Genomic DNA, 19563 nt, shown 5'->3' with positions numbered 1-19563 from the left:
AACCGGATGGCGAAGGGCAGCGCGGAGGGCACGGAGCCCGCGGTGGACTCCGAGGGCCCGGACGACGGTGCGTGGTCGCCGCTGGACGACTTCGACGCCGACCGCCCCCGGCGCCGCTGGCTGCGCACGGTGCTGGTCGTCGTCGGCGTGCTCGTGGTGCTGGGCGGCGGCTACGTCGGCGCCGCGTACGCGCTCGCCGACCGCGTGCCCCGCGGGACGACGGTGGCCGGCGTCGACGTCGGCGGGATGACGACCGCCGACGCGGAGCAGGCGCTGACCGACGGGCTCGGCTCCCTGGCCACCGAGGCGGTCCCCGTGACCGCGCAGGACATCACCGGCTCCGTGGACCCCGCGACGGCCGGGCTGGCCCTCGACGTCGAGGCCACCGTGGAGCGGCTGACGGGGGCGGACCTGCGCCCGCAGCGCCTGTGGCTGCACGTGGTGGGCGGGCAGGCCGAGCCGCCGGTGACCCGGGTCGACGACGCGGCGCTCGACACCGCGCTGGACACGCTCGGCGGCTCGCTGAGCCTGGCGCCCGTCGACGGCTCGGTCGTGTTCGCGGACGGCGACGCGCACGCGGTCGACGCGGTGGACGGCTGGTCGCTGGACGCGGACGCCGCCCGGCAGGAGCTCGTCGACACGTGGCTGACGGCCGCGCGCCCGCTCGAGCTGCCCACCGAGGTCGTCGAGCCGGACATCACGCAGGAGGAGACGGACGCGGCGCTGCAGGACGTGGCGTCGCGCGTCGCGGCCGCCCCGGTGGGCGTGGAGGTCGCCGGCCAGACCATCGAGCTCCCCGTCGACGTGCTCACCTCGGTGTCGTCGATGGTGCCGGAGGACGGCGACCTCGTGCTGCGGATGGACGGGGCGGCGCTCGTGGACGCCGTGATCGCCCGCAGCACCGACCTGCTGACCACGGCGTCGGACGCCCGGTTCGACCTGTCGAGCGGCAGCCCGGTGATCGTCCCCGGGGTGCCGGGCACGACGCTCGACCCCGACGCGCTGGCCGAGGCGGTCGCGAAGGCCGCGGTGGCGGACGACCGCGCCGCGAAGGTCGAGCTGGTGGAGTCGGACCCCGACCAGACGACGAAGGCGCTCGAGGACCTCGGGATCACCCAGGTCGTCGCGGAGTTCTCGACCCCGCTGACCAGCGAGCCGCGCCGCACGCAGAACATCGCCGCGGGCGCCGCTGCGATCAACGGCACGCTGGTGCGCCCGGACGAGATCTTTAGCCTCACGGACGCCCTCGGCCCGATCGACGCCGCCCACGGCTTCACGACGGCCGGCGCGATCGTCAACGGCGAGCACACCGACGCGTGGGGCGGCGGGCTGTCCCAGCTCTCGACGACGACGTACAACGCCGCCTACGAGGCCGGCATGGAGGACATCGAGCACAAGCCGCACTCCGAGTGGTTCCAGCGCTACCCGGCCGGCCGCGAGGCGACCATCTACACGGGCACGCTCGACATGCGGTGGAGGAACAACACCCCGCACGGCGTGCTGGTCCAGGCGTGGGTCGCGGACGGGCGGACCTGGGTGCGGCTGTGGGGCACGCCCTACTGGGAGGTCACCTCCGAGTCCGGCCCGAAGACCAACGTCGTGCAGCCGACGACGGTGTACTCGCAGTCCCCGACGTGCGCGCCGCAGTCCGCGGGCAACCCCGGGTTCCGGATCACGGTCACCCGGACGATCAAGCTCAACGGCGAGGTCGTGGCGGTCGAGCCGTCGACGTGGACGTACAAGCCGCAGAACCAGGTGGTGTGCGGTCCGGACCCGGCCTCGGCGCCGCCGGCCGGCTAGCGGGCCGCCCGGGTCGCGACGACCGCGTGCCCCGGTGGTCGGTCGCCCCGGCGCCGGCCCCGGGGCCGGGTCACCGGCGCGGACGCCGCTCGGGCGCGGGCGGCACGACCTTCCCGATCGCGATCTCGTCGGCGGGCACCCGCACGTCGCCGCCGCGCCGCGTGCGGACCGTCACCCCGTCGGGGTCCACCGCCAGCAGGTCGCCCAGCACGTCGGTGTAGGGCTGGGGCTCGCCGGGTGGCAGCCGCCGCCGGACGACGACGCGCTGCCCGGGCCGCCAGGCCCGCCACGGGGTCGCCGGGTCGGTCTCGTCGTGTGTCACCAGCGTCTCCGTCCCGTGGCTGCGCCGCCCGAGCGCAGGTGAGCGATACTAGGACGAACCATCTGGACCCGACCTGCGACCGCGCCGGCCCCGGCCGAGCCGCGCGCGTGGAGGACGCACCGTGACGTATGTGATCGCCCCAGCCCTGCGTGGACGTCAAGGACAAGGCCTGCATCGAGGAGTGTCCGGTCGACTGCATCTACGAGGGGAAGCGGTCGCTGTACATCCACCCCGACGAGTGCGTGGACTGCGGCGCCTGCGAGCCGGTGTGCCCGGTGGAGGCGATCTACTACGAGGACGACGTCCCCGAGCAGTGGAGCGAGTACTACAAGGCGAACGTCGAGTTCTTCGACGACCTCGGCTCCCCGGGCGGCGCGGCCAAGATGGGCATGATCGAGAAGGACCACCCGATCATCGCAACGCTGCCGCTCCAGGTGCACGGCGAGTAGAGCGCGTGGGCCTGCTGACCGGCGCCCTGCCGGACTTCCCGTGGGACACGCTCACGCCGTACGGCGACCGGGCGCGGGCGCACCCCGGCGGGATCGTGGACCTGTCCGTCGGCACCCCGGTGGACCCGACGCCGGAGGTCGTGCGGCGCGCGCTGGCGGACGCCGCGGACGCGCCGGGCTACCCGCAGACGTGGGGGACCCCGGCGCTGCGCGAGGCGGTGGTCGCGTGGTTCGCCCGCCGCCGGGGCGTGCCGGGGCTCGACCCCGCGGGCGTGCTGCCGACCGTCGGGTCCAAGGAGCTCGTGGCGCTGCTGCCGGCCCTGCTGGGGCTGGGGGCCGGTGACCTGGTCGCGCACCCGGCGGCCGCGTACCCGACCTACGACGTGGGCGCGCGCCTCGCGGGCGCCGAGCCCGTCGCGACCGACGACCCGGCGGCGCTGCTGGCGGGCCCGGAGGGCGACCGGGTGCGGCTGGTCTGGCTGAACTCGCCGGGCAACCCCGACGGCCGGGTGCTGGACGCCGCCGCGCTGCGGGCCGTCGTGGACGCGGCGCGCGCCGCGGAGCGCCGCACCGGCAGGCCCGTCGTCGTGGCGTCCGACGAGTGCTACGCCGAGCTGCCCTGGGACGAGCCGTGGGCCTCGCAGGGCGTGCCGAGCGTGCTGGACCCGCGCGTGACGGGCGGGGACGTCACGGGGCTGCTCGCGGTGTACTCGCTGTCCAAGCAGTCGAACCTCGCGGGCTACCGGGCGGCGTTCGTCGCCGGCGACCCGGGCGTCGTGGCGGACCTGCTGGCGACCCGCAAGCACGCCGGGATGATCGTGCCGGCGCCGGTGCAGGCGGCGATGACCGTCGCGCTGGGTGACGACACCCACGTGGCGGAACAGCGCGAGCGGTACCGGGCGCGGCGCTCGGCGCTGCGGGCGGCCCTCGAGGGCGCGGGTCTCGTGGTCGACGGCTCGGCCGCCGGGCTGTACCTGTGGGCGCGGCCCGCGGGCGCGTCGGTGGGCGCGGACGGCGCTGACCCCTGCTGGGCGACGGTCGGCCGGCTCGCGGACGCGGGCGTGCTGGTCGCGCCGGGGTCGTTCTACGGCGCGCCGCAGCACGTCCGGGTGGCGCTCACCGCGACCGACGAGCGGGTCGCCGCCGCGGTCGGGCGACTCGCGACGCTCGCCGCCCGGTGATCCCGGGGATCTCCTGCCCTGTGACCCGAGTCACACGCCGCCAGGCCGCCGCCGGGATGGTCGAGCCCCCGGACGGGAAGTAGCGTCAGGGCAGGCCGACGCCACCCCCGTGGCGCGCCCGCACCGCAGCGGCCGCCCTCCGGCCCTGATCGACCTCGCGGACCGGACCGAGGTCCACCCGCACACCGCCCGAGGAGGAGCGCCATGACCGACGTCGCCACCGAGCCCGTCCAGCTGGTCGTCAACGGCACCCCGCACGACCTGCCCGTGGTGCGCGCCACCGAGGGCAACGACGGCGTCGTGGTGTCGTCGCTGCTGCGGGACACCGGCCTGGTCACCGTCGACCCGGCTTCATGAACACCGCGTCCTGCGAGTCGCAGATCACGTACATCGACGGCGACGCCGGCATCCTGCGCTACCGCGGGTACCCGATCGAGCAGCTCGCCGAGAAGTCCTCGTTCCTCGAGGTCGCCTACCTGCTGTTCAACGGCGAGCTGCCCACCGCGGACCAGCTCGAGGCGTTCGTGGAGCGCGTCAACCGGCACACGTTCGTGCACGAGAACTTCCGCACGTTCATGGGGACGTTCCCGTCGGGCGCGCACCCCATGGCGGTGATGTCGTCGGCGATCAACGCGCTGGCCACCTTCTACCCGGAGTCGCTCGACCCGTTCGACCCGGAGACGGTCGAGCTCGCGACCGTGCTGATCCTGGCCAAGACGCGCACGATCACGTCCTACCTGCACCGGACCTCGCGCGGCGAGCCGCTGCTGTACCCCGACTACTCGCGCGGGTACATCGAGGACTTCCTGCGGATGACGTTCGCCGTCCCGTACCAGCAGTACGACGTCGACCCGACCGTCGTGCGGGCGCTCGACAAGCTGCTCATCCTGCACGCCGACCACGAGCAGAACTGCTCGACGTCGACCGTGCGCGTCGTGGGCTCCAGCCACGCCAACCTGTACGCCTCGGTGGCCGCCGGCATCAACGCGCTGTCCGGCCCGCTGCACGGCGGGGCGAACGAGGCCGTGCTCAAGATGCTCGCGGAGATCCAGGCGAACGGCGGGGACGCCTCCGACTTCATGCGCCGCGTGAAGAACAAGGAGCAGGGCGTCCGCCTCATGGGCTTCGGGCACCGGGTGTACAAGAACTACGACCCGCGCGCGGCGATCGTGAAGGAGAGCGCCGACGCGGTGCTCGCGGCGCTCGGCGGCAACAACGAGCTGCTCGACATCGCGCGCCGGCTCGAGGAGATCGCGCTGTCCGACGAGTACTTCATCTCCCGCAAGCTCTACCCGAACGTCGACTTCTACACCGGGCTGATCTACAAGGCGATGGGCTTCGAGGAGCGCATGTTCACGCCGCTGTTCGCGCTCGGCCGGATGCCCGGCTGGATCGCGCAGTGGCGGGAGATGATGACCGACCCGCAGACGAAGATCGGCCGGCCGCGCCAGGTGTACTCCGGGTCGCCGGCGCGCGACTACCGCACCGTCACGGAGCGCTGACGACCGGCAACCGCTTCCCTGCGTTTCCGCAGGACGAATCGGTCAGAACGCCGGGGAGCGGGTCGATCCAGGGGGCATGTCGCCCACGTCGACCGCGCCCGAGCGCGGGACCCGGCGGCCCACCGACGTTGCGCGAGGGCGGCGCGCAACGGGGCCGACCGGTGTCGAGCGGACCTTCGGTCCCGAGGAGATCATCGTCTCCAAGACCGACCCCAAGGGGTCATCACCTACGCGAACGACGTCTTCGTCCGCGTCAGCGGCTACGCCGAGCGCGAGATCCTCGGGAGCCCGCACAACCTGATCCGCCACCCGGCGATGCCGCGGGCGGTCTTCCAGCTCATGTGGGAGGTCATCCCGGCGGGGCGGGAGATCTTCGCGTACGTGGTGAACCTCGCCGCCGACGGCGGGCACTACTGGGTGCTCGCCCACGTCACGCCGTCGTTCGCCCCGGACGGCTCGGTGGTCGGCTACCACTCCAACCGCCGGTGGGTGCCGCCGGCGACCCGTCGCACCGTGGGCGACCTCTACGCCCGGATCCGCGCCGTCGAGGACGCGCAGTCCCGCACGCCGGACCGGATCGCGGCGGGTCGTGCCGCCCTCGACGCCGCGCTGGCCGACGCCGGCGCGACGTACGACGAGTTCGTGTGGTCGCTGGCCGCGGCCGACGACGCCTCGGACGCACCGGGCTCGGCCGTCGCGGGGGTCCGGTGAGGCGGGGCGGGCGTGCCGGGCGCGACGCCGGGGGCCACGTCGAGCCGGGGCTGGACGAGGAGACGCGGCGGTCGCTCGAGCTGATCGCCGCGTTCTGCGACCGGGTGGCCGACGGCGACCTGGAGGGCCGGCTCCCGGTGCTCGAGGGCGACCCGGCGGTGCAGCGGGCCCGCGCCGCGCTGAACCGGGTGGCCGACGTCGTCGACGCGTACGTGCGCGAGTCGCAGGCGTCGCTCACCGCGGCGGGCGAGGGCCGGTTCCACCGCCGGTTCCTCCGGCGGGGATGCCCGGGGCGTTCCGCGACGGGGCCGTGCGGATCGACGCCGCCCGCGCGGGGCTCGAGGCGGCCGCGCAGCGCACCGCCCGCGACCAGGCGGAGCGCGCCGACCTCGCGGAGCGCATGGTCGAGGTCGCGGCCCGCGTCGCCGACTCCGCCCACGGGCTCGCCTCGTCGGCAGCGTCGCTCGCCGCCGCGGCCCGCTCCGCGACCGGCGCGGCCCACGACTCCCGGGAGACGGTGCGGGAGCTCACCGACACCTCCGCGCAGATCGAGGAGGCGGCCGGGCTCGTCAAGACGATCGCCAGCCGGACGCGCCTGCTCGCTCTCAACGCCGCGATCGAGGCGGCCCGGGCCGGCGACGCGGGGCGCGGGTTCGCCGTGGTGGCCGACGAGGTCCGCACGCTCGCCGACGACTCCGCGGGGCGCTCCGACGACATCGCGCGCCAGGTCGTCGCCGCGCAGGCCGCCGCCGAGGAGGCCGGCCGGGCGATCGGGCGCATCGACGAGATCATCGCGGGCATGTCGACGCAGGTCGCGGCGGTCGCCGCCGCGGCCGACGGCGGCGACGGGGCGGGGCTCGCCGAGCTCGCGGAGCAGCTGCGGGCGGAGATCACGAGCTTCGCCCAGCTGAGCTGACGCCGCGCCGGGGCTGACGCCGCGCCGGGGTCGGCGCCGCGCCGGGGCGGACCCGCCGCCGCCCTGACGCCGCGCGGAGACCCGTGCCCGGCGTCAGGGCGCGGAGGGCAGCGTCAGCGCCACGGTCCCCGGGGCGAGGGCGTCCGGGCGCGCGCCCGCCTGCCAGCCGTCGCCCCCGCGCGACCACCGGGCGTCGCCGACCTCGACGGTCGCGACGTCGAGGGCCTCCGCCGCCGCCACCGCCCACTGCGCGACCGCCCAGCCGGAGCGCGCCGCGTCGCCGCCGGACCGCGCCGTCAGGCCCCCGGTCTCCAGCAGCACCACGGGTCCGTCCTCGCCGTCGGCGGACCGTCGGCGACGGCCGTCACGCTGCCGGCGAAGTCCCGCTGCACGCGCGCGGCGACCGCGTCGACGTCGCCCGGCCGGGCGGGGGCGCCCAGGTCGCAGTGCAGGGCGGCCGTGCTCCAGCCGGTGAGGGCCGACGCCCACGCCCGGGAGCGTGCCTCGTGCTGCGCGTAGGCGTCCGGGAACCCCGACCGCTGCACGGCCTGCGCGGCCTCGGTGACCGGCAGCTCCGTGTAGCCCGCCACCTTCACCAGGCCGTCGTAGAACCGGCCGGTGGAGTAGACGGGGTCCATGATCTGCTCGACGGTGCCCCAGCCCTGGGACGGCCGCTGCTGGAACAGCCCCACCGAGTCGCGGTCGCCGTAGTCGATGTTGATGAGCCGCGACTCCTGCAGCGCCGTGGCCAGCCCGATCGTGACGGCGCGCGCGGGCAGACCGCGGTGCTGGGCGGTGGCGGCGATCAGCGCGGCGTTGTCCGCCTGGTCGGCCGACAGGTCCCACGTGGCGCCGTCGACGGTGGCCGTGCACTGCCGGGACGCCGTGTCGTCGTGCGTGGCGTCGAGCGTCCAGACGACCGCGCCGACGGCGCCCGCGAGCACGGCCAGTGCGGTCACCGCCGCGCAGCCGAGCCGGGACCGCCGTCGCGCCACGGTGCTCAGTTCGCGTGCAGCGCGGCGTTGAGCGCGATGCCGGTCCCGGTCCGGGCCACGGCCTCCACCCCGCCGGTCAGGGAGTTGCGCCGCAGCAGGATCCCGTCGGCGCCGGACAGCTCGCGCGCCTTGACGACCCGCGGGGCGCCGTCGGGGCCGGCCTCGCCGACCAGCGTCACCTTGGTGCCGGCGGTCACGTACAGGCCCGCCTCGACCACGCAGTCGTCGCCGAGCCGGATGCCGAGCCCGGCGTTCGCGCCGAGCAGGGACCGCTCGCCGATCGAGACCCGCTCGCGCCCGCCGCCGGACAGCGTGCCCATGATCGACGCGCCGCCGCCGATGTCGCTGCCCCGCCGCCGACGACCACGCCCTGCGAGATGCGCCCCTCGACCATCGACGTGCCGAGGGTGCCCGCGTTGAAGTTCACGAAGCCCTCGTGCATGACCGTCGTCCCGGGGGCGAGGTGCGCCCCGAGGCGCACGCGGTCGGCGTCCGCGACGCGCACGCCCGACGGGAGCACGTAGTCGACCATGCGCGGGAACTTGTCGACGCCGTAGACGGTCACCGGCCGCCCGGTCGCCGCCCGCAGCCGGGCGCGGGTCGACTCGAAGCCCTCGACCGCGCACGGGCCGCGGTCCGTCCACACGACGTTCGGCAGCGCGCCGAACAGGCCGTCGAGGTTGATCGTGTTCGGGCGCGCCAGGCGGTGCGACAGCAGGTGCAGCCGCAGGTAGGCGTCGGGCGTGCCGGCGGGCGCGGCGTCCAGGTCGACGACCGTCAGCACCGTCTCGGTGCGCACCCCGCGCGCCGGGTCGGTGCCGGCCAGGTCGGCCAGCTCCGGCGGGCACGGGACGTCGTCCGGTGCGGCGCCGAGCGCGGGCTGCGGGTACCAGGTGTCGAGGACGGTCCCGGAGTCGGCGACGGTGGCCAGGCCCCAGCCCCAGGCGGTGCGGTCGGTCATGCCACCAGCCTAGGGGCCGTCCGGGGCCGCCCGGCGCCCGGCGGTAGGGTCGCGGCGTGACGACGACCACCCCGCTGGACCTGACCGCCGACCTCACGACGCTCACCGCGCGCGTGTGCGACATCGCCTCGGTCAGCGGGGACGAGGCGGCGCTCGCGGACGCGGTGGAGGCGGCCCTCGCTGCCTACCCGCACCTGGAGGTGCTGCGCGACGGGGACACGGTCGTCGCGCGCACCCACCTCGGTCGCGCGTCGCGGGTCGTCGTGGCCGGGCACCTCGACACGGTGCCGGTCGCGGACAACCTCCCCACCCGGCTGGAGGGCGAGGGCGGGGACGCCGTGCTGTGGGGGCGCGGCACCGTCGACATGAAGGGCGGCGTCGCCGTGCAGCTCGCGCTGGCCGCCTCGCTGACCGAGCCGACCCGTGACGTCACGTGGGTGTTCTACGACCACGAGGAGGTCGACGCCTCCCTGAGCGGCCTCGGCAGGGTCGCCCGGCGGCACCCCGAGTGGCTCGCGGCCGACTTCGCGGTGCTCGGGGAGCCGACGGACGCCGGCCTGGAGGGCGGCTGCAACGGCACGCTGCGCGCCGAGGTGCGGGTGACGGGCGTCGCCGCCCACTCGGCCCGCGCGTGGACCGGGGTCAACGCGATCCACGCCGCTGCGCCGGTGCTCGCCCGGCTGGCGGCGTACGAGCCCGCCTCGGTCGAGGTCGACGGGCTCGTGTACCGCGAGGGGCTCAACGCGGTGCTGATCGGCGGCGGCGTCGCGACCAACGTCGTGCCGGACCGCTGCGTCGTCACGGTGAACTACCGGTTCGCCCCGTCGCGCACCGTGGCGGAGGCGACCGCGCACGTCGAGGACCTGTTCGCCGGGTTCGAGGTCGTGGTCACCGACGCGGCCGGCGGCGCCCGGCCGGGGCTCGACGACCCCGCGGCCGCCGAGTTCGCCGCGGCCGTGCTCGGCGTGACCGGGGAGCCCCCGCGCCGAAGTACGGCTGGACCGACGTCGCGCGGTTCGCCGAGCTCGGCATCCCCGCCGTCAACTTCGGGCCCGGCGACCCGCTGCTCGCGCACAAGGACGACGAGCGGCTCCCGGTGGCCCAGCTCGCGCTCTGCCACGACGCCCTGCGGGCCTGGCTGACGGCCTGACACGGGGTCACGCACCGTTCACCCGGTCGTCGCCCGCCGTCGCCGCACGTCCCGCCGCCACGCCCCGCCGCGGACCGTAGAGTCGGCTCCCATGAGCGACGACGGCCTCCCGGCACCCGGCTCCGGCTACCGCAAGGGGCCGGTGCTGCTCCGTCGCGGGCAGATCCCCGCGACGACCTCCGACCAGCGGCTGCTGTCCGGCGGCGACGGCGCCGACTGGCTGCACGGCGACCCGTGGCGCGTGATGCGGATCCAGAGCGAGTTCGTCGAGGGGTTCGGCGCGCTCGCCGAGCTCGGCCCGGCGGTCAGCGTGTTCGGCTCGGCGCGCACGCTGCCGGAGCACCCCGACTTCGTGCTCGGCGAGTCCGTCGGGCGGCTGCTGGCGGAGGCCGGCTACGCGGTGATCACCGGCGGCGGTCCCGGCATCATGTCCGCGGCGAACAAGGGCGCGTCCGAGGCGGGCGGGCTGTCCGTCGGCCTCGGCATCGAGCTGCCGTTCGAGCAGGGCATGAACCCGTGGGTCGACCTGGGCGTCAACTTCCGCTACTTCTTCGCCCGCAAGACGATGTTCGTGAAGTACGCCGAGGGGTTCATCGTGCTGCCCGGCGGCTTCGGGACGTTCGACGAGCTGTTCGAGGCGCTCACGCTCGTGCAGACGCACAAGGTGACCGAGTTCCCGATCGTGCTGGTCGGCACCGACTACTGGACCGGGCTGCTCGAGTGGCTGCGCGGGCCGGTGCTGCGGCGGGGGATGGTCCGCGAGGCCGACCTCGAGCTGCTGCGCCTGGTGGACGACCCGGAGGAGGCGGTGCGCATCGTCCGCGACCGCGGGGCCGAGCTCCGCGAGGCCGAGCGCGAGGCGGCGCGCGACGCGGCCCGGGCGCAGTCGGTGGCGGAGTCCCGGGTCGTCGCCGAGGGGGGAGGCGGAGGCGGAGCCGGGTGGCCGCTGACGACGCCGCGACCCCGCCCGCCGCGGGGCCGTCCCGGCCGCCGGCGCGCCCCTGCTGCTGCGTGGCCGCTGGTACGGCCCGGAGCGCCCCGTCGTGATGGCGGTCGTGAACCGGACGCCGGACTCGTTCTACGCCGCCGCCCGGTACGACGACGCGGGGGCGGACGCCGCGGTCGCGCGCGCCGAGGAGGAGGGCGCGGACCTGGTCGACCTCGGCGGCGTCCGCGCCGGCCGCGGGCCCGGGGTGGACGCCGCCGAGGAGATCGCGCGGGTGGTGCCGCTGGTCGATCGCGTCCGCCGCCGGCACCCGGACCTGCTGGTGAGCGTCGACACGTGGCGGTCGGAGGTGGCGCGCGCCGCGGCGGACGCCGGCGCCGACCTGCTGAACGACACGTGGGCCGGCCACGACCCGGCCCTGGTGGAGGTCGCAGCCGAGCGGGGCTGGGCGTGGTCTGCTCGCACACCGGCGGCCTCCCGCCCCGGACCGACCCGCTGCGGGTCTCCTACCCGCTGCCGGACGGCGCCCCGCGGGCACCGACCCCCGGGACGGCGTCCTCCTGGACGTCCTCGCCACGCTGCGGGCGTCCGCGGCCCGCGCGGTCGGGCTCGGCGTGCACCCGGCGAGCGTGCTGGTGGACCCCACCCACGACTTCGGCAAGAACACCTGGCACTCGCTGCACCTGGTCCGCCGGACCGCCGCGCTGACGACGCTCGGGCACCCGCTGCTGGTCGCGCTGTCGCGCAAGGACCTGGTGGGCGAGACGCTCGGGCTGCCGCCGGAGGAGCGCCTCGAGGGCACGCTCGCCGCGACGTCGGTGGCGCGGCGTGGCTCGGGGCGCGCGTGTTCCGCGCCCACGACGTGCGCGCGACGCGGCGCGTGGTGGACATGGTGGCCGCGCTGCGCGGTGACGCGCCGCCGGCGCGGGCGGTCCGGGGGCTCGCGTGACGGGGCCGGGTGCGACCGGGCCGGGGGTGGCGGGGTCGGGCGTGACGGGCACGGGTGCGACGGGCACGGGTGGTGGCCCCGACCTGCCCGCGGCGCCGCGTCCCCGCGCGCGGGTCCTCGACCCGCGCACCTGGCCGTGGTGGGCGCAGGTGCTCGGGGTGTACGCCGCGGCACGCGCCTTCTCCGCGGTGGTGCTGCTCGTGGTCGCCCGGCACCAGGCCGCCACCGGCTGGACCGCCGCCTCGCCGGGCTACGCGGACTACGCGGGCCTGATGTGGGACGCCACGTGGTACCGCCGGATCGCCGAGGGCGGCTACCCCGCGACGCTGCCGGTGGGCGCCGACGGGCTGGTGCAGCAGAACGAGTGGGCGTTCTTCTGTACCCCCTGCTGGTGCGCGGCGTGATGGCGGTCACCGGCGGGTCGTGGGCGGTCGTCGCGCCGACGGTGTCGCTGCTGCTCGGTGCGGGCGCGGTCCTGCTGGTGCACCGCACGGTGGTGCGCGGCGCACCGCGGGCGGTCGCGGCACGGCCCGGGCTGCCGCTGGCGACGGTGCTGCTGGTCAGCGTGTTCCCGACCTCGGTCGTGCTCCAGGTCGGCTACACGGAGGCGCTGGCGCTGCTGCTCGTCGCGGCCTCGCTGCTGGCCGTCGTGACGCGCCGCTACGGCTGGGCGTGCCTCGCGGTGCTCGCGCTCGGGTTCACCCGCGCGGTCGCCCTGCCGATGGCGGTCGTCGTCGCGGTGCACGCGCTGGTCCGGTGGCGGGAGTGGCGCGCGACCGGCCGGCGTCCGCCGGGGCGCGACGTCCTCGGCCTCGGGGCCCTCGCGCTGACCTCGGTGGTCTCGGGCTTCGCGTGGCTGGTGGTCTGCGGCTGGGTGACGGGGGTCCCGGACGCGTACCTGCGCACGCAGGAGGCGTGGCGCGGGTCGCCGACGACGGCACCGTTCGCCGGGTGGGCCTACGTGCCGCAGTTCTGGTTCGGCGACGCCGCGCCGTGGGTCGTGCTCGCGGCCGCCGCGGTCGTCGTGGGCAGCCTGGCCGCCCCGCCCACCTGGCGGCTGGGGCGGGAGCTGCACGCGTGGTCCGGGGCGTACCTGCTGTACCTCGCCGCGGCCGTGGAGCCCGGGAGCAGCCTCGCGCGGTTCCTGCTGCTGGCGTTCCCCCTCGGCGCCGCGACCGCCGGGGTGGTGACCCGACCGCGTGCCGCACGGTGGGCGTGGACGGGCGCGGTGACCCTCCTGATGCTCGTCCTCCAGGTGGTGTGGGTGTGGCGGATCTGGCGACTCGTCCCGCCCTCCGGGTGGCCGCCGTGACCGCGGGAGTGCGCGTGCGCAGGCGCTCCCTGCCTCGCGTGTCGCCCCGGTGAACTAGACTGGCCGACGGACATCCGCTGATCCGCGCCCTGTCCGCACCGGCCCCGCCCGCGGCGGGACCAGCGCGTTCGGGTCCCGGGACGCACGACGCGAAGGAGAGCCCCGCATGGCCGCGATGAAGCCGAGGACTGGTGACGGTCCGCTCGAGGTGACCAAGGAGGGCCGCGGCATCGTGATGCGGGTCCCGCTCGAGGGCGGTGGTCGGCTCGTCGTCGAGCTCAACGCGACCGAGGCGCAGGAGCTGGGCGAGGCCCTCACCTCCGTCGTCTCCTGACGGCCCGGGGGCTCGCTCCGTCGTGGCACGTTCCGTGACGCACCCCGAGGTGCGCATCGGCCGCCCGGTGCCGGCGGTCGGCCTGGTGGGCGGTTCGCTCGCGTCCTCCGCGCTCCTGCTGGAGGCGGACGTCGACGCGGTGGCCGTCCCGGTCGCCCCGCCCGCGCCGGACGACACCGACCTCCAGCCGGGCCGCGGCACCGCCGACGCCGCCGCCCGCTACGGCATCGACCTCGCCGAGGTCGCCGAGCGGGCCGGGCTGACCGGCGCGCCCGGCGAGGCGTGGACCCTGCTCCTCCCGCGCCCGGTCGGCCGGGCCGGCGCGGCCCTGCCCTGGGACGGTCTGCCGCGCCGCCTCGTCCTCGTGGGCGTCGGCGGCGGCACCCCCGACGAGCTGCGGCGCGCCGGTGCCGCGCTGGCGCGTGCGACGCGCGGGCTGCGGCGCGTGCTGACGACCGTGGCGACCGAGCCCGGGGTCGACGGCCCGCGGGCCGTGCGGGCGTTCGCGGAGGGCTACCTGCTGGCCGCCTACCGGGTGCAGCGCATCGGCGCGCCCGCCTCGGCGAGCGAGGCGCCCGCCTCCGAGCTGGTGGTGGTCGGCCGCGACGGCGTCCGCGCCCAGGCCGCACTGGACGAGGCGGTGCGCGGCGCGACCGCGACCTGGCTCGTGCGCGACCTCGCGAACACCCCGTCCAGCATCAAGGACCCGGCCTGGATGGCGGACCGCGCCTCCGCGCTGGCCCGCGCGGCCGGCCTGCGCGTCGACGTCCTCGGCCCCCGGGAGCTGGCCGCGCAGGGGTTCGGCGGCATCCTCGCCGTCGGGTCCGGCTCGGCGTCGACCCCGCGGCTCGTGACCGTCGCGTACGAGCCGCCCGCCGGGGGCGGCTCCCGGCGCACCCGGCACGTCGTGGTGGTCGGCAAGGGCATCACGTACGACACCGGCGGGCTCTCGATCAAGCCGCGCGAGTCGATGGTCCCGATGAAGACGGACATGGCCGGCGCCGCGGTCGCGCTCGCCACCGTGCTCGGCGCGGCTGCCGCGGGCGTCCCGCACCGCGTCACCGCCGTCCTGCCGCTCGCGGAGAACCACGTCGGCGCCGCGTCGTACCGACCGGGGACGTCCTCACCCTGTGGGGCGGACGCACCGTCGAGATCGCGAACACCGACGCCGAGGGCCGCCTGGTGCTCGGCGACGCGCTCGCGTGGGCGGACGCGACGCTCGACCCGGACGTGCTGCTCGACGTCGCGACGCTGACGGGGGCGGCCAGCCTGGGGCTCGGCAAGCAGCACGCCGCGCTCTACGCCACCGACCCGCGCCTCGCCGGGGCGATCGAGACCGCCGCCGCCGAGTCGGGCGAGCCCGTGTGGTCCATGCCGCTCGTCGAGGACTACGCCGACGCGGTGCGATCGACGGTGGCCGACCTGCGGCACGTGCCGATCGACCCGAAGCAGGGCGGCGGCTCCATCACCGCCGCGCTGTTCCTGCGCGAGTTCGTCGGCGCCCGCACCTGGGCCCACCTCGACATCGCCGGCCCGGCGCGGTCGACGGCGGACAAGCACGAGGTGACCGAGGGGGCGACGGGCTTCGGCGCCCGGCTGCTGCTGCGGTACCTCGCCGCGCTGCGCTGACCCGGTACCCGGGCCGGCCCGGGTGACCGGTCGGCCCGGGCGCCGTGCGGGGTCCGGGCCGGGACGGTCAGCGGCGGACGGCGACCAGCAGCCCGTCGCCGACCGGCAGCAGCGCGGGGAGCAGCCGCTCGTCCTCGCGCACGCGCCGGCCGGTCTCCCGGACGATCGTCGTGGCCTCGTCACGCCGCGCCGGGTCGGCGACCCGGTCGTGCCAGAGCGCGTCGTCGACGGCGAGCACGCCGCCCGGGCGCAGCAGCCGCACCGCCTGCTCCACGTAGGCGGGGTAGTTCTCGATGTCCGCGTCGACGAGCACGAGGTCGTAGGCGCCGTCGGTCAGGCGGGGCAGGACGTCGAGCGCCCGGCCCGAGATGGTGCGGGTGCGCGCCGGGCGCACGCCCTCCTCCGCGAACGCCGTCTTGGCGGCGCGCTGGTGCTCCACCTCGACGTCGATGGTGGTCAGCACGCCGTCGCCGGGCATGCCGCGCAGCAGGTGCAGGCCGCTCACGCCCGCCCCGGTCCCGACCTCGACGACCGCGCGGGCGCGCCGCGGCGGCGAGGACCGTCAGCGCGGCACCCGTGCCGGGGGCCACCGGCGTGCAGCCGAGCTGACCCGCGCGGTCCCGGGCGCGCAGCAGGGTGTCGTCCTCGGGCACGAAGCCCTCCGCGTAGACCCAGCTGGCAGCCTTGTCGGTGGCGATGGTGTCCTCCTGCGGACGGTTCGAGAGCGGCGGGTGTCGACGCAGGCCAGCCTAGTGGGCGACCGTCGCCCGGACGGGGCGCCCGTCGGCGACGCGCGGGGGCGGCGGGGCCCGGGACGCCGTCCGTCCGCCGGGGAACCGCGGGAACGGTGCAGGGTGTGTGCGCGTTGTGCGTGAGCAGGAGGGGAACCGGTTCGCACGGGGACCCGCGCCCTGGGACACTGGGCACGCGCCGCGCCCGCGGCTCCTGAGACGAAGGACCTGGATGGCGACCTCGGTGCCCGAGACGGACTGGCAGCCCCCGACCTGGGAGGCGATCGTCCGCGAGCACTCCGCGCGCGTGTACCGCCTCGCCTACCGGCTGACCGGCAACCGGCACGACGCCGAGGACCTCACGCAGGAGGTGTTCGTGCGGGTGTTCCGGTCGCTGTCGACCTACACCCCCGGCACGTTCGAGGGCTGGCTGCACCGCATCACCACCAACCTGTTCCTCGACCAGGCGCGCCGCCGGCAGCGCATCCGCATGGACGCGATGGGCGAGGACAGCGACCGGTACCCGACCACCGACGGGGCCCCGAGCGGGCGTTCGAGCACGACAACCTCGACGTCGACGTCCAGCGCGCGCTCGACGAGCTGCCCCCGGAGTACCGGGCGGCGGTGGTGCTGTGCGACATCGAGGGGCTGTCGTACGAGGAGATCGCGGTGACCCTGGGCATCAAGCTCGGCACGGTGCGCTCGCGGATCCACCGGGCGCGCGCCCGGCTCCGGGTGTCCCTGGAGCACCGCGCGCCCCGCGAGCAGCGGACGCCCGAGGGCGCGGCCCGGGACGGGCGTGACCTGCCCGGGCGCCAGGCCGCCGGGGAGTCCGTGACCGCACCCGCGGGGGCGCGATGAGCGGCCACCTCGGGGACCGGGTCAGCGCCCTGGTCGACGGGCAGCTCGGCCCGGCGGCCACCGAGCGCGCGCTGGCGCACGTCGCCGGCTGCCCGCGCTGCGCGGCCGACCTCGCCGCCGCCCGGGCCGCCCGCCGCGTGCTCTCCGACGCCGACGACGTCCGCCCGGCAGGGGACCTGACCGCCCGGCTGCTCGCGCTCGGCTGCCCGGGGACCGCGGACCCGCGCCGCGACGCCGCCCCCGCCGGCCCGCGACGGATGGACCCGTTCGTCCCGCCCGCCGGCGCCTCCCGCCCGTCCCCGGCGGTGACCGGGCTCGCGGGGCTGCTCGGCGCGGGCCGCGGCGTGCTCGGTGGCGAGGTCCTCGGCTCCCGCGCCGTGGTCGGTCAGCGCGCCGCCGCGGGCCGGGTGCTCGGCGGCGAGGTGCTCGGCGCCGGCGGTGTGCTCGGCGGGCGCGGCGTCCTCGGCGCCGGCACCGGGCAGGGTCGCCGGCGGTTCCGCGCCGCCGTCGGGTCCCTCACGGGGCTGGGCATGGTGGCCGTCGGCCTGTTCCTGCTCGGCGACCGCCCCGATGTCGCCCCCGTGACCGCCTCCCGCGACGCCATGGCGATGCTCGGGGACGCGGGAGCGCCCGCCGCGGTCACGGTGGCCGCGCCGCGCGAGCCGGTCGCGGGCGCCACCACGCAGGAGTACCTCGACTGGATGCGGGCGCAGGGCTGGACCTGCCCGACCGAGGTCCCGGACGGCTGGGCGGTGACCTCGGTGCGCGAGCGTGACGGCGGCAGCACGCTCGAGGTCGCGCTGTCCGGGCCGGCCGGCGACGTGGTCGTCACCGAGCAGCACGGCCAGCTCGACACCGGCGTCCTGACCGCCGCGGACCGGCTCGACGTCGCCGGCCGCACGGTCTACGTGCTGTCCACCGCCCCGTGGCACGCCGCCTGGCAGTCCGGCGACACCGTGGTCGAGGTCGTCGCCGCCGCCGGCACGGGCCCGGACGTCTCGGCGGTCGTCGCCCAGTTCCCCGGCGGGGAGTTCGACACCGGGCTGCCCGCCCGCCTGACCCGCGGCTGGGACACGCTCACGACCGCCGTGCACCTGCCGTGACCGCGCACGACGAGCACCGCGACGCGCGCGACCGGCCCGAGCCGTACGGAGAGGACCCGCAGGTGGGGGAGCAGCAGCCGGAGCCGCCGCGGAGCGAGCCGGGACCGGTGCCCGGCCCGCCGGGGACGTCGCCGGCCGGCGACCCCCGCGGCCGCCGCGTCGCGCCCCGCCGACCCGTTCGCGGCTCCGCCGGCCGCTCCGCCCGGGTGGGAGGCCCCCGCCCGTGGGGTCCGCCGGGCGGCGCGGCGCCCGCGCCCGACCCGTGGCGCGCCCCCGCACCGCCGCGCCGTCGCCGTCGCCCTTCGCCGCGCCGTCCGGCGCCGCGCACCCCGGCCACGCCCCGGCCGGCGCCGCACCCGGCGGGCCCGCGTACCCGGGCCCCGGGCCGACGGGCCACCCGTCCGCCGGGCCGACGGGCCACCCGTACGGCCCGCCCGCGGCGCGGGGCCCCGTCCCGTCGTCGGCGTACCCGCCGGCCCCGCTGCCGCCCGACCCGGGGGCCGCCCCGCGCCCGTCCGTGGTGCCCGAGGGCGCGCCGCCGTGGCCGTCGTTCGAGCCGCCCGCCGCCCCCCGCCGCCGCGCCCGGCTGCCGCTGGGCGTCGTCGCCGGCCTGGTCGTCGCGGCCTTCGGTGCCGGCCTGCTCGGTGGCATGGTCGGCGCCGGCCTGACGGGCGGGGACGACCGGCTGGTCGACGCCGGCCTCCCGGCCGCCGTCGGGGGCAGCTCGCCGGACCGGGCGGCCGACAGCGTCGCCGGCATCGCGGCGACCGTGCTGCCCTCCGTCGTCTCGATCGAGGCCACGAGCGCCGCCGGCTCGGCGACGGGCTCCGGCATGGTGCTGCGCCAGGACGGCTACATCCTCACCAACCACCACGTGGTGGCCGGCGCGGAGGACGCCGGGTCGTCGCTGGTCGTGCTGTTCGCGGACGGGTCGCAGGAGCCGGCCACCGTCGTCGGGAGCACCCCGGACTACGACCTGGCGGTGCTCAAGGTCGAGGTCACGGGGCTCACCCCGCTGGCGCTGGGCGACTCCGACGACGTCCAGGTCGGTGACCCGGTCGTCGCGGTCGGCGCGCCGCTCGGGCTCGCGGGCACCGTCACGTCCGGCATCGTCAGCGCCCTCAACCGACCGGTGGCGGCGGGGGACGGCAGCGAGGCGACCGCGTTCATCAACGCGATCCAGACCGACGCGGCCATCAACCCGGGCAACTCCGGGGGGCCCCTGGTGAACGCCGCCGGGGAGGTCGTCGGGATCAACTCCGCGATCGCGCAGCCGCCGGGCGCCGCACCGACCGCCGGCGGCAGCATCGGCCTCGGCTTCGCGATCCCGTCCAACCAGGCGCGTCGCACCGCGGAGCAGCTCATCGAGACCGGCCGCGCCACGTACCCGGTGATCGGCGCGATGCTCGACACGCGCTACACCGGCGAGGGCGTGCGGGTGGCGGAGGAGTCGCAGCAGGGCCAGGCGCCGGTGACACCGGACGGGCCGGCCGACCGGGCGGGCATCCGCCCCGGGGACGTCATCCTCGCCATCGAGGGGCGTCCGGTGACGCAGCCCGACGAGCTCATCGTCGCCATCCGCGCGCGCACCCCCGGGGAGGCGGTGCTGCTGCGCGTGCGCGGCACGGACGGCGCCGAGCGGGACGTGCGCGTGGTGCTGGACGAGTCCCCGCAGGGCTGACCCGCCGGGGCCTGCGTGCCCACGCCCGCG

10 protein-coding genes and 10 pseudogenes are annotated in these 19563 nt (G+C 77.0%); 16 read left to right on the top strand and 4 right to left on the bottom strand.

What is annotated here, in order from left to right; all coding sequences use genetic code 11:
• Positions 1-6 precede the first annotated feature (6 nt).
• Positions 7-1800 (top strand): VanW family protein, encoded by a 1794-nt coding sequence (locus tag P9841_RS05890; protein ID WP_283321112.1) that lies wholly within the window; start codon positions 7-9, stop codon positions 1798-1800.
• 70 nt (positions 1801-1870) lie between these two features.
• Here the strand turns inward: P9841_RS05890 and P9841_RS05885 are convergent, their stop codons facing one another.
• Positions 1871-2122, bottom strand: coding sequence for a putative acetyltransferase (locus P9841_RS05885; RefSeq protein ID WP_283321111.1), 252 nt, complete (start codon positions 2120-2122; stop codon positions 1871-1873).
• A 121-nt stretch (positions 2123-2243) separates the two neighbouring features.
• Between P9841_RS05885 and fdxA the strand changes: the two are divergent.
• The 5 genes and pseudogenes from fdxA to P9841_RS05860 all read left to right on the top strand — a co-directional run bounded on the left by fdxA (position 2244) and on the right by P9841_RS05860 (position 6881).
• Positions 2244-2571 (top strand): annotated as a pseudogene (gene fdxA, locus P9841_RS05880) (ferredoxin).
• 5 nt (positions 2572-2576) lie between these two features.
• Positions 2577-3752, top strand: a complete 1176-nt coding sequence (dapC, locus tag P9841_RS05875; RefSeq protein WP_283321110.1) for a succinyldiaminopimelate transaminase — start codon at positions 2577-2579, stop codon at positions 3750-3752.
• Between the two features lie 204 nt (positions 3753-3956).
• Positions 3957-5254: pseudogene (locus P9841_RS05870) on the top strand (citrate synthase).
• A gap of 18 nt (positions 5255-5272) precedes the next feature.
• Complete coding sequence (locus tag P9841_RS05865; protein WP_349306955.1) at positions 5273-5965, top strand: PAS domain-containing protein; 693 nt, start codon at positions 5273-5275, stop codon at positions 5963-5965.
• 283 nt (positions 5966-6248) lie between these two features.
• The gene (locus tag P9841_RS05860) at positions 6249-6881 is read left to right on the top strand and encodes a methyl-accepting chemotaxis protein (protein ID WP_283321109.1); all 633 of its coding nucleotides are present in this window, start codon (positions 6249-6251) and stop codon (positions 6879-6881) included.
• A 93-nt stretch (positions 6882-6974) separates the two neighbouring features.
• Here P9841_RS05860 and P9841_RS05855 read toward each other — a convergent pair.
• Positions 6975-7876, bottom strand: a pseudogene (locus tag P9841_RS05855) (hypothetical protein).
• Positions 7877-7881: 5 nt separating this feature from the next.
• Positions 7882-8837: pseudogene (gene dapD / locus P9841_RS05850) on the bottom strand (2,3,4,5-tetrahydropyridine-2,6-dicarboxylate N-succinyltransferase).
• A gap of 56 nt (positions 8838-8893) precedes the next feature.
• Here dapD and dapE point away from each other — a divergent pair.
• The 7 genes and pseudogenes from dapE to P9841_RS05815 all read left to right on the top strand — a co-directional run bounded on the left by dapE (position 8894) and on the right by P9841_RS05815 (position 15157).
• Positions 8894-9987 (top strand): annotated as a pseudogene (dapE, locus tag P9841_RS05845) (succinyl-diaminopimelate desuccinylase).
• A gap of 91 nt (positions 9988-10078) precedes the next feature.
• Positions 10079-10885, top strand: a pseudogene (locus P9841_RS05840) (LOG family protein); the annotation flags it as partial.
• A gap of 103 nt (positions 10886-10988) precedes the next feature.
• A pseudogene (gene folP / locus P9841_RS19070) lies at positions 10989-11882 on the top strand (dihydropteroate synthase).
• 41 nt (positions 11883-11923) lie between these two features.
• Positions 11924-12286, top strand: a complete 363-nt coding sequence (locus P9841_RS05830; RefSeq protein WP_283321108.1) for a hypothetical protein — start codon at positions 11924-11926, stop codon at positions 12284-12286.
• A complete protein-coding gene (locus tag P9841_RS05825; protein WP_283321107.1) occupies positions 12247-13194 on the top strand; it encodes a hypothetical protein in 948 nt (315 codons plus the stop codon). The genes P9841_RS05830 and P9841_RS05825 overlap by 40 nt, the downstream gene beginning before the upstream one ends.
• Before the next feature lie 166 nt (positions 13195-13360).
• Positions 13361-13528 carry a DUF3117 domain-containing protein gene (locus P9841_RS05820; RefSeq protein ID WP_082812748.1) on the top strand — a complete coding sequence of 56 codons (168 nt, stop codon included), beginning with the start codon at positions 13361-13363 and terminating at the stop codon, positions 13526-13528.
• Positions 13452-15157 (top strand): annotated as a pseudogene (locus tag P9841_RS05815) (leucyl aminopeptidase family protein). Before P9841_RS05820 ends, P9841_RS05815 begins: the two are co-directional and overlap by 77 nt.
• A 67-nt stretch (positions 15158-15224) precedes the next feature.
• Here P9841_RS05815 and P9841_RS05810 read toward each other — a convergent pair.
• Positions 15225-15855 (bottom strand): annotated as a pseudogene (locus P9841_RS05810) (O-methyltransferase).
• Positions 15856-16120: 265 nt separating this feature from the next.
• Between P9841_RS05810 and sigE the strand changes: the two are divergent.
• From sigE to P9841_RS05795, 3 genes and pseudogenes are all read left to right on the top strand, one after another.
• Positions 16121-16749 (top strand): annotated as a pseudogene (gene sigE / locus P9841_RS05805) (RNA polymerase sigma factor SigE).
• Positions 16746-17852, top strand: coding sequence for a zf-HC2 domain-containing protein (locus P9841_RS05800; RefSeq protein ID WP_283321106.1), 1107 nt, complete (start codon positions 16746-16748; stop codon positions 17850-17852). The pseudogene sigE and the gene P9841_RS05800 overlap by 4 nt, the downstream one beginning before the upstream one ends.
• 262 nt (positions 17853-18114) lie before the next feature.
• Positions 18115-19533 carry a S1C family serine protease gene (locus P9841_RS05795; protein WP_283321105.1) on the top strand — a complete coding sequence of 473 codons (1419 nt, stop codon included), beginning with the start codon at positions 18115-18117 and terminating at the stop codon, positions 19531-19533.
• Positions 19534-19563 lie beyond the last annotated feature (30 nt).

Origin of the sequence: Cellulomonas sp. ES6, from assembly GCF_030053835.1 — a bacterium.
GTDB lineage: Bacteria > Actinomycetota > Actinomycetes > Actinomycetales > Cellulomonadaceae > Cellulomonas.
The sequence above is the reverse complement of the archived record's forward strand: the minus strand, read 5'-3'. Positions and strand labels throughout refer to the sequence as shown.

What these genes read in the sequence shown, in the direction of transcription:
- P9841_RS05890 (WP_283321112.1), top strand. Translation starts at nt 7, where the DNA reads ATGGCGAAGGGCAGCGCGGAGGGCACGGAGCCCGCGGTGGACTCCGAG.
- P9841_RS05860 (WP_283321109.1), top strand. Translation starts at nt 6,249, where the DNA reads ATGCCCGGGGCGTTCCGCGACGGGGCCGTGCGGATCGACGCCGCCCGC.
- P9841_RS05820 (WP_082812748.1), top strand. Translation starts at nt 13,361, where the DNA reads ATGGCCGCGATGAAGCCGAGGACTGGTGACGGTCCGCTCGAGGTGACC.
- P9841_RS05800 (WP_283321106.1), top strand. Translation starts at nt 16,746, where the DNA reads ATGAGCGGCCACCTCGGGGACCGGGTCAGCGCCCTGGTCGACGGGCAG.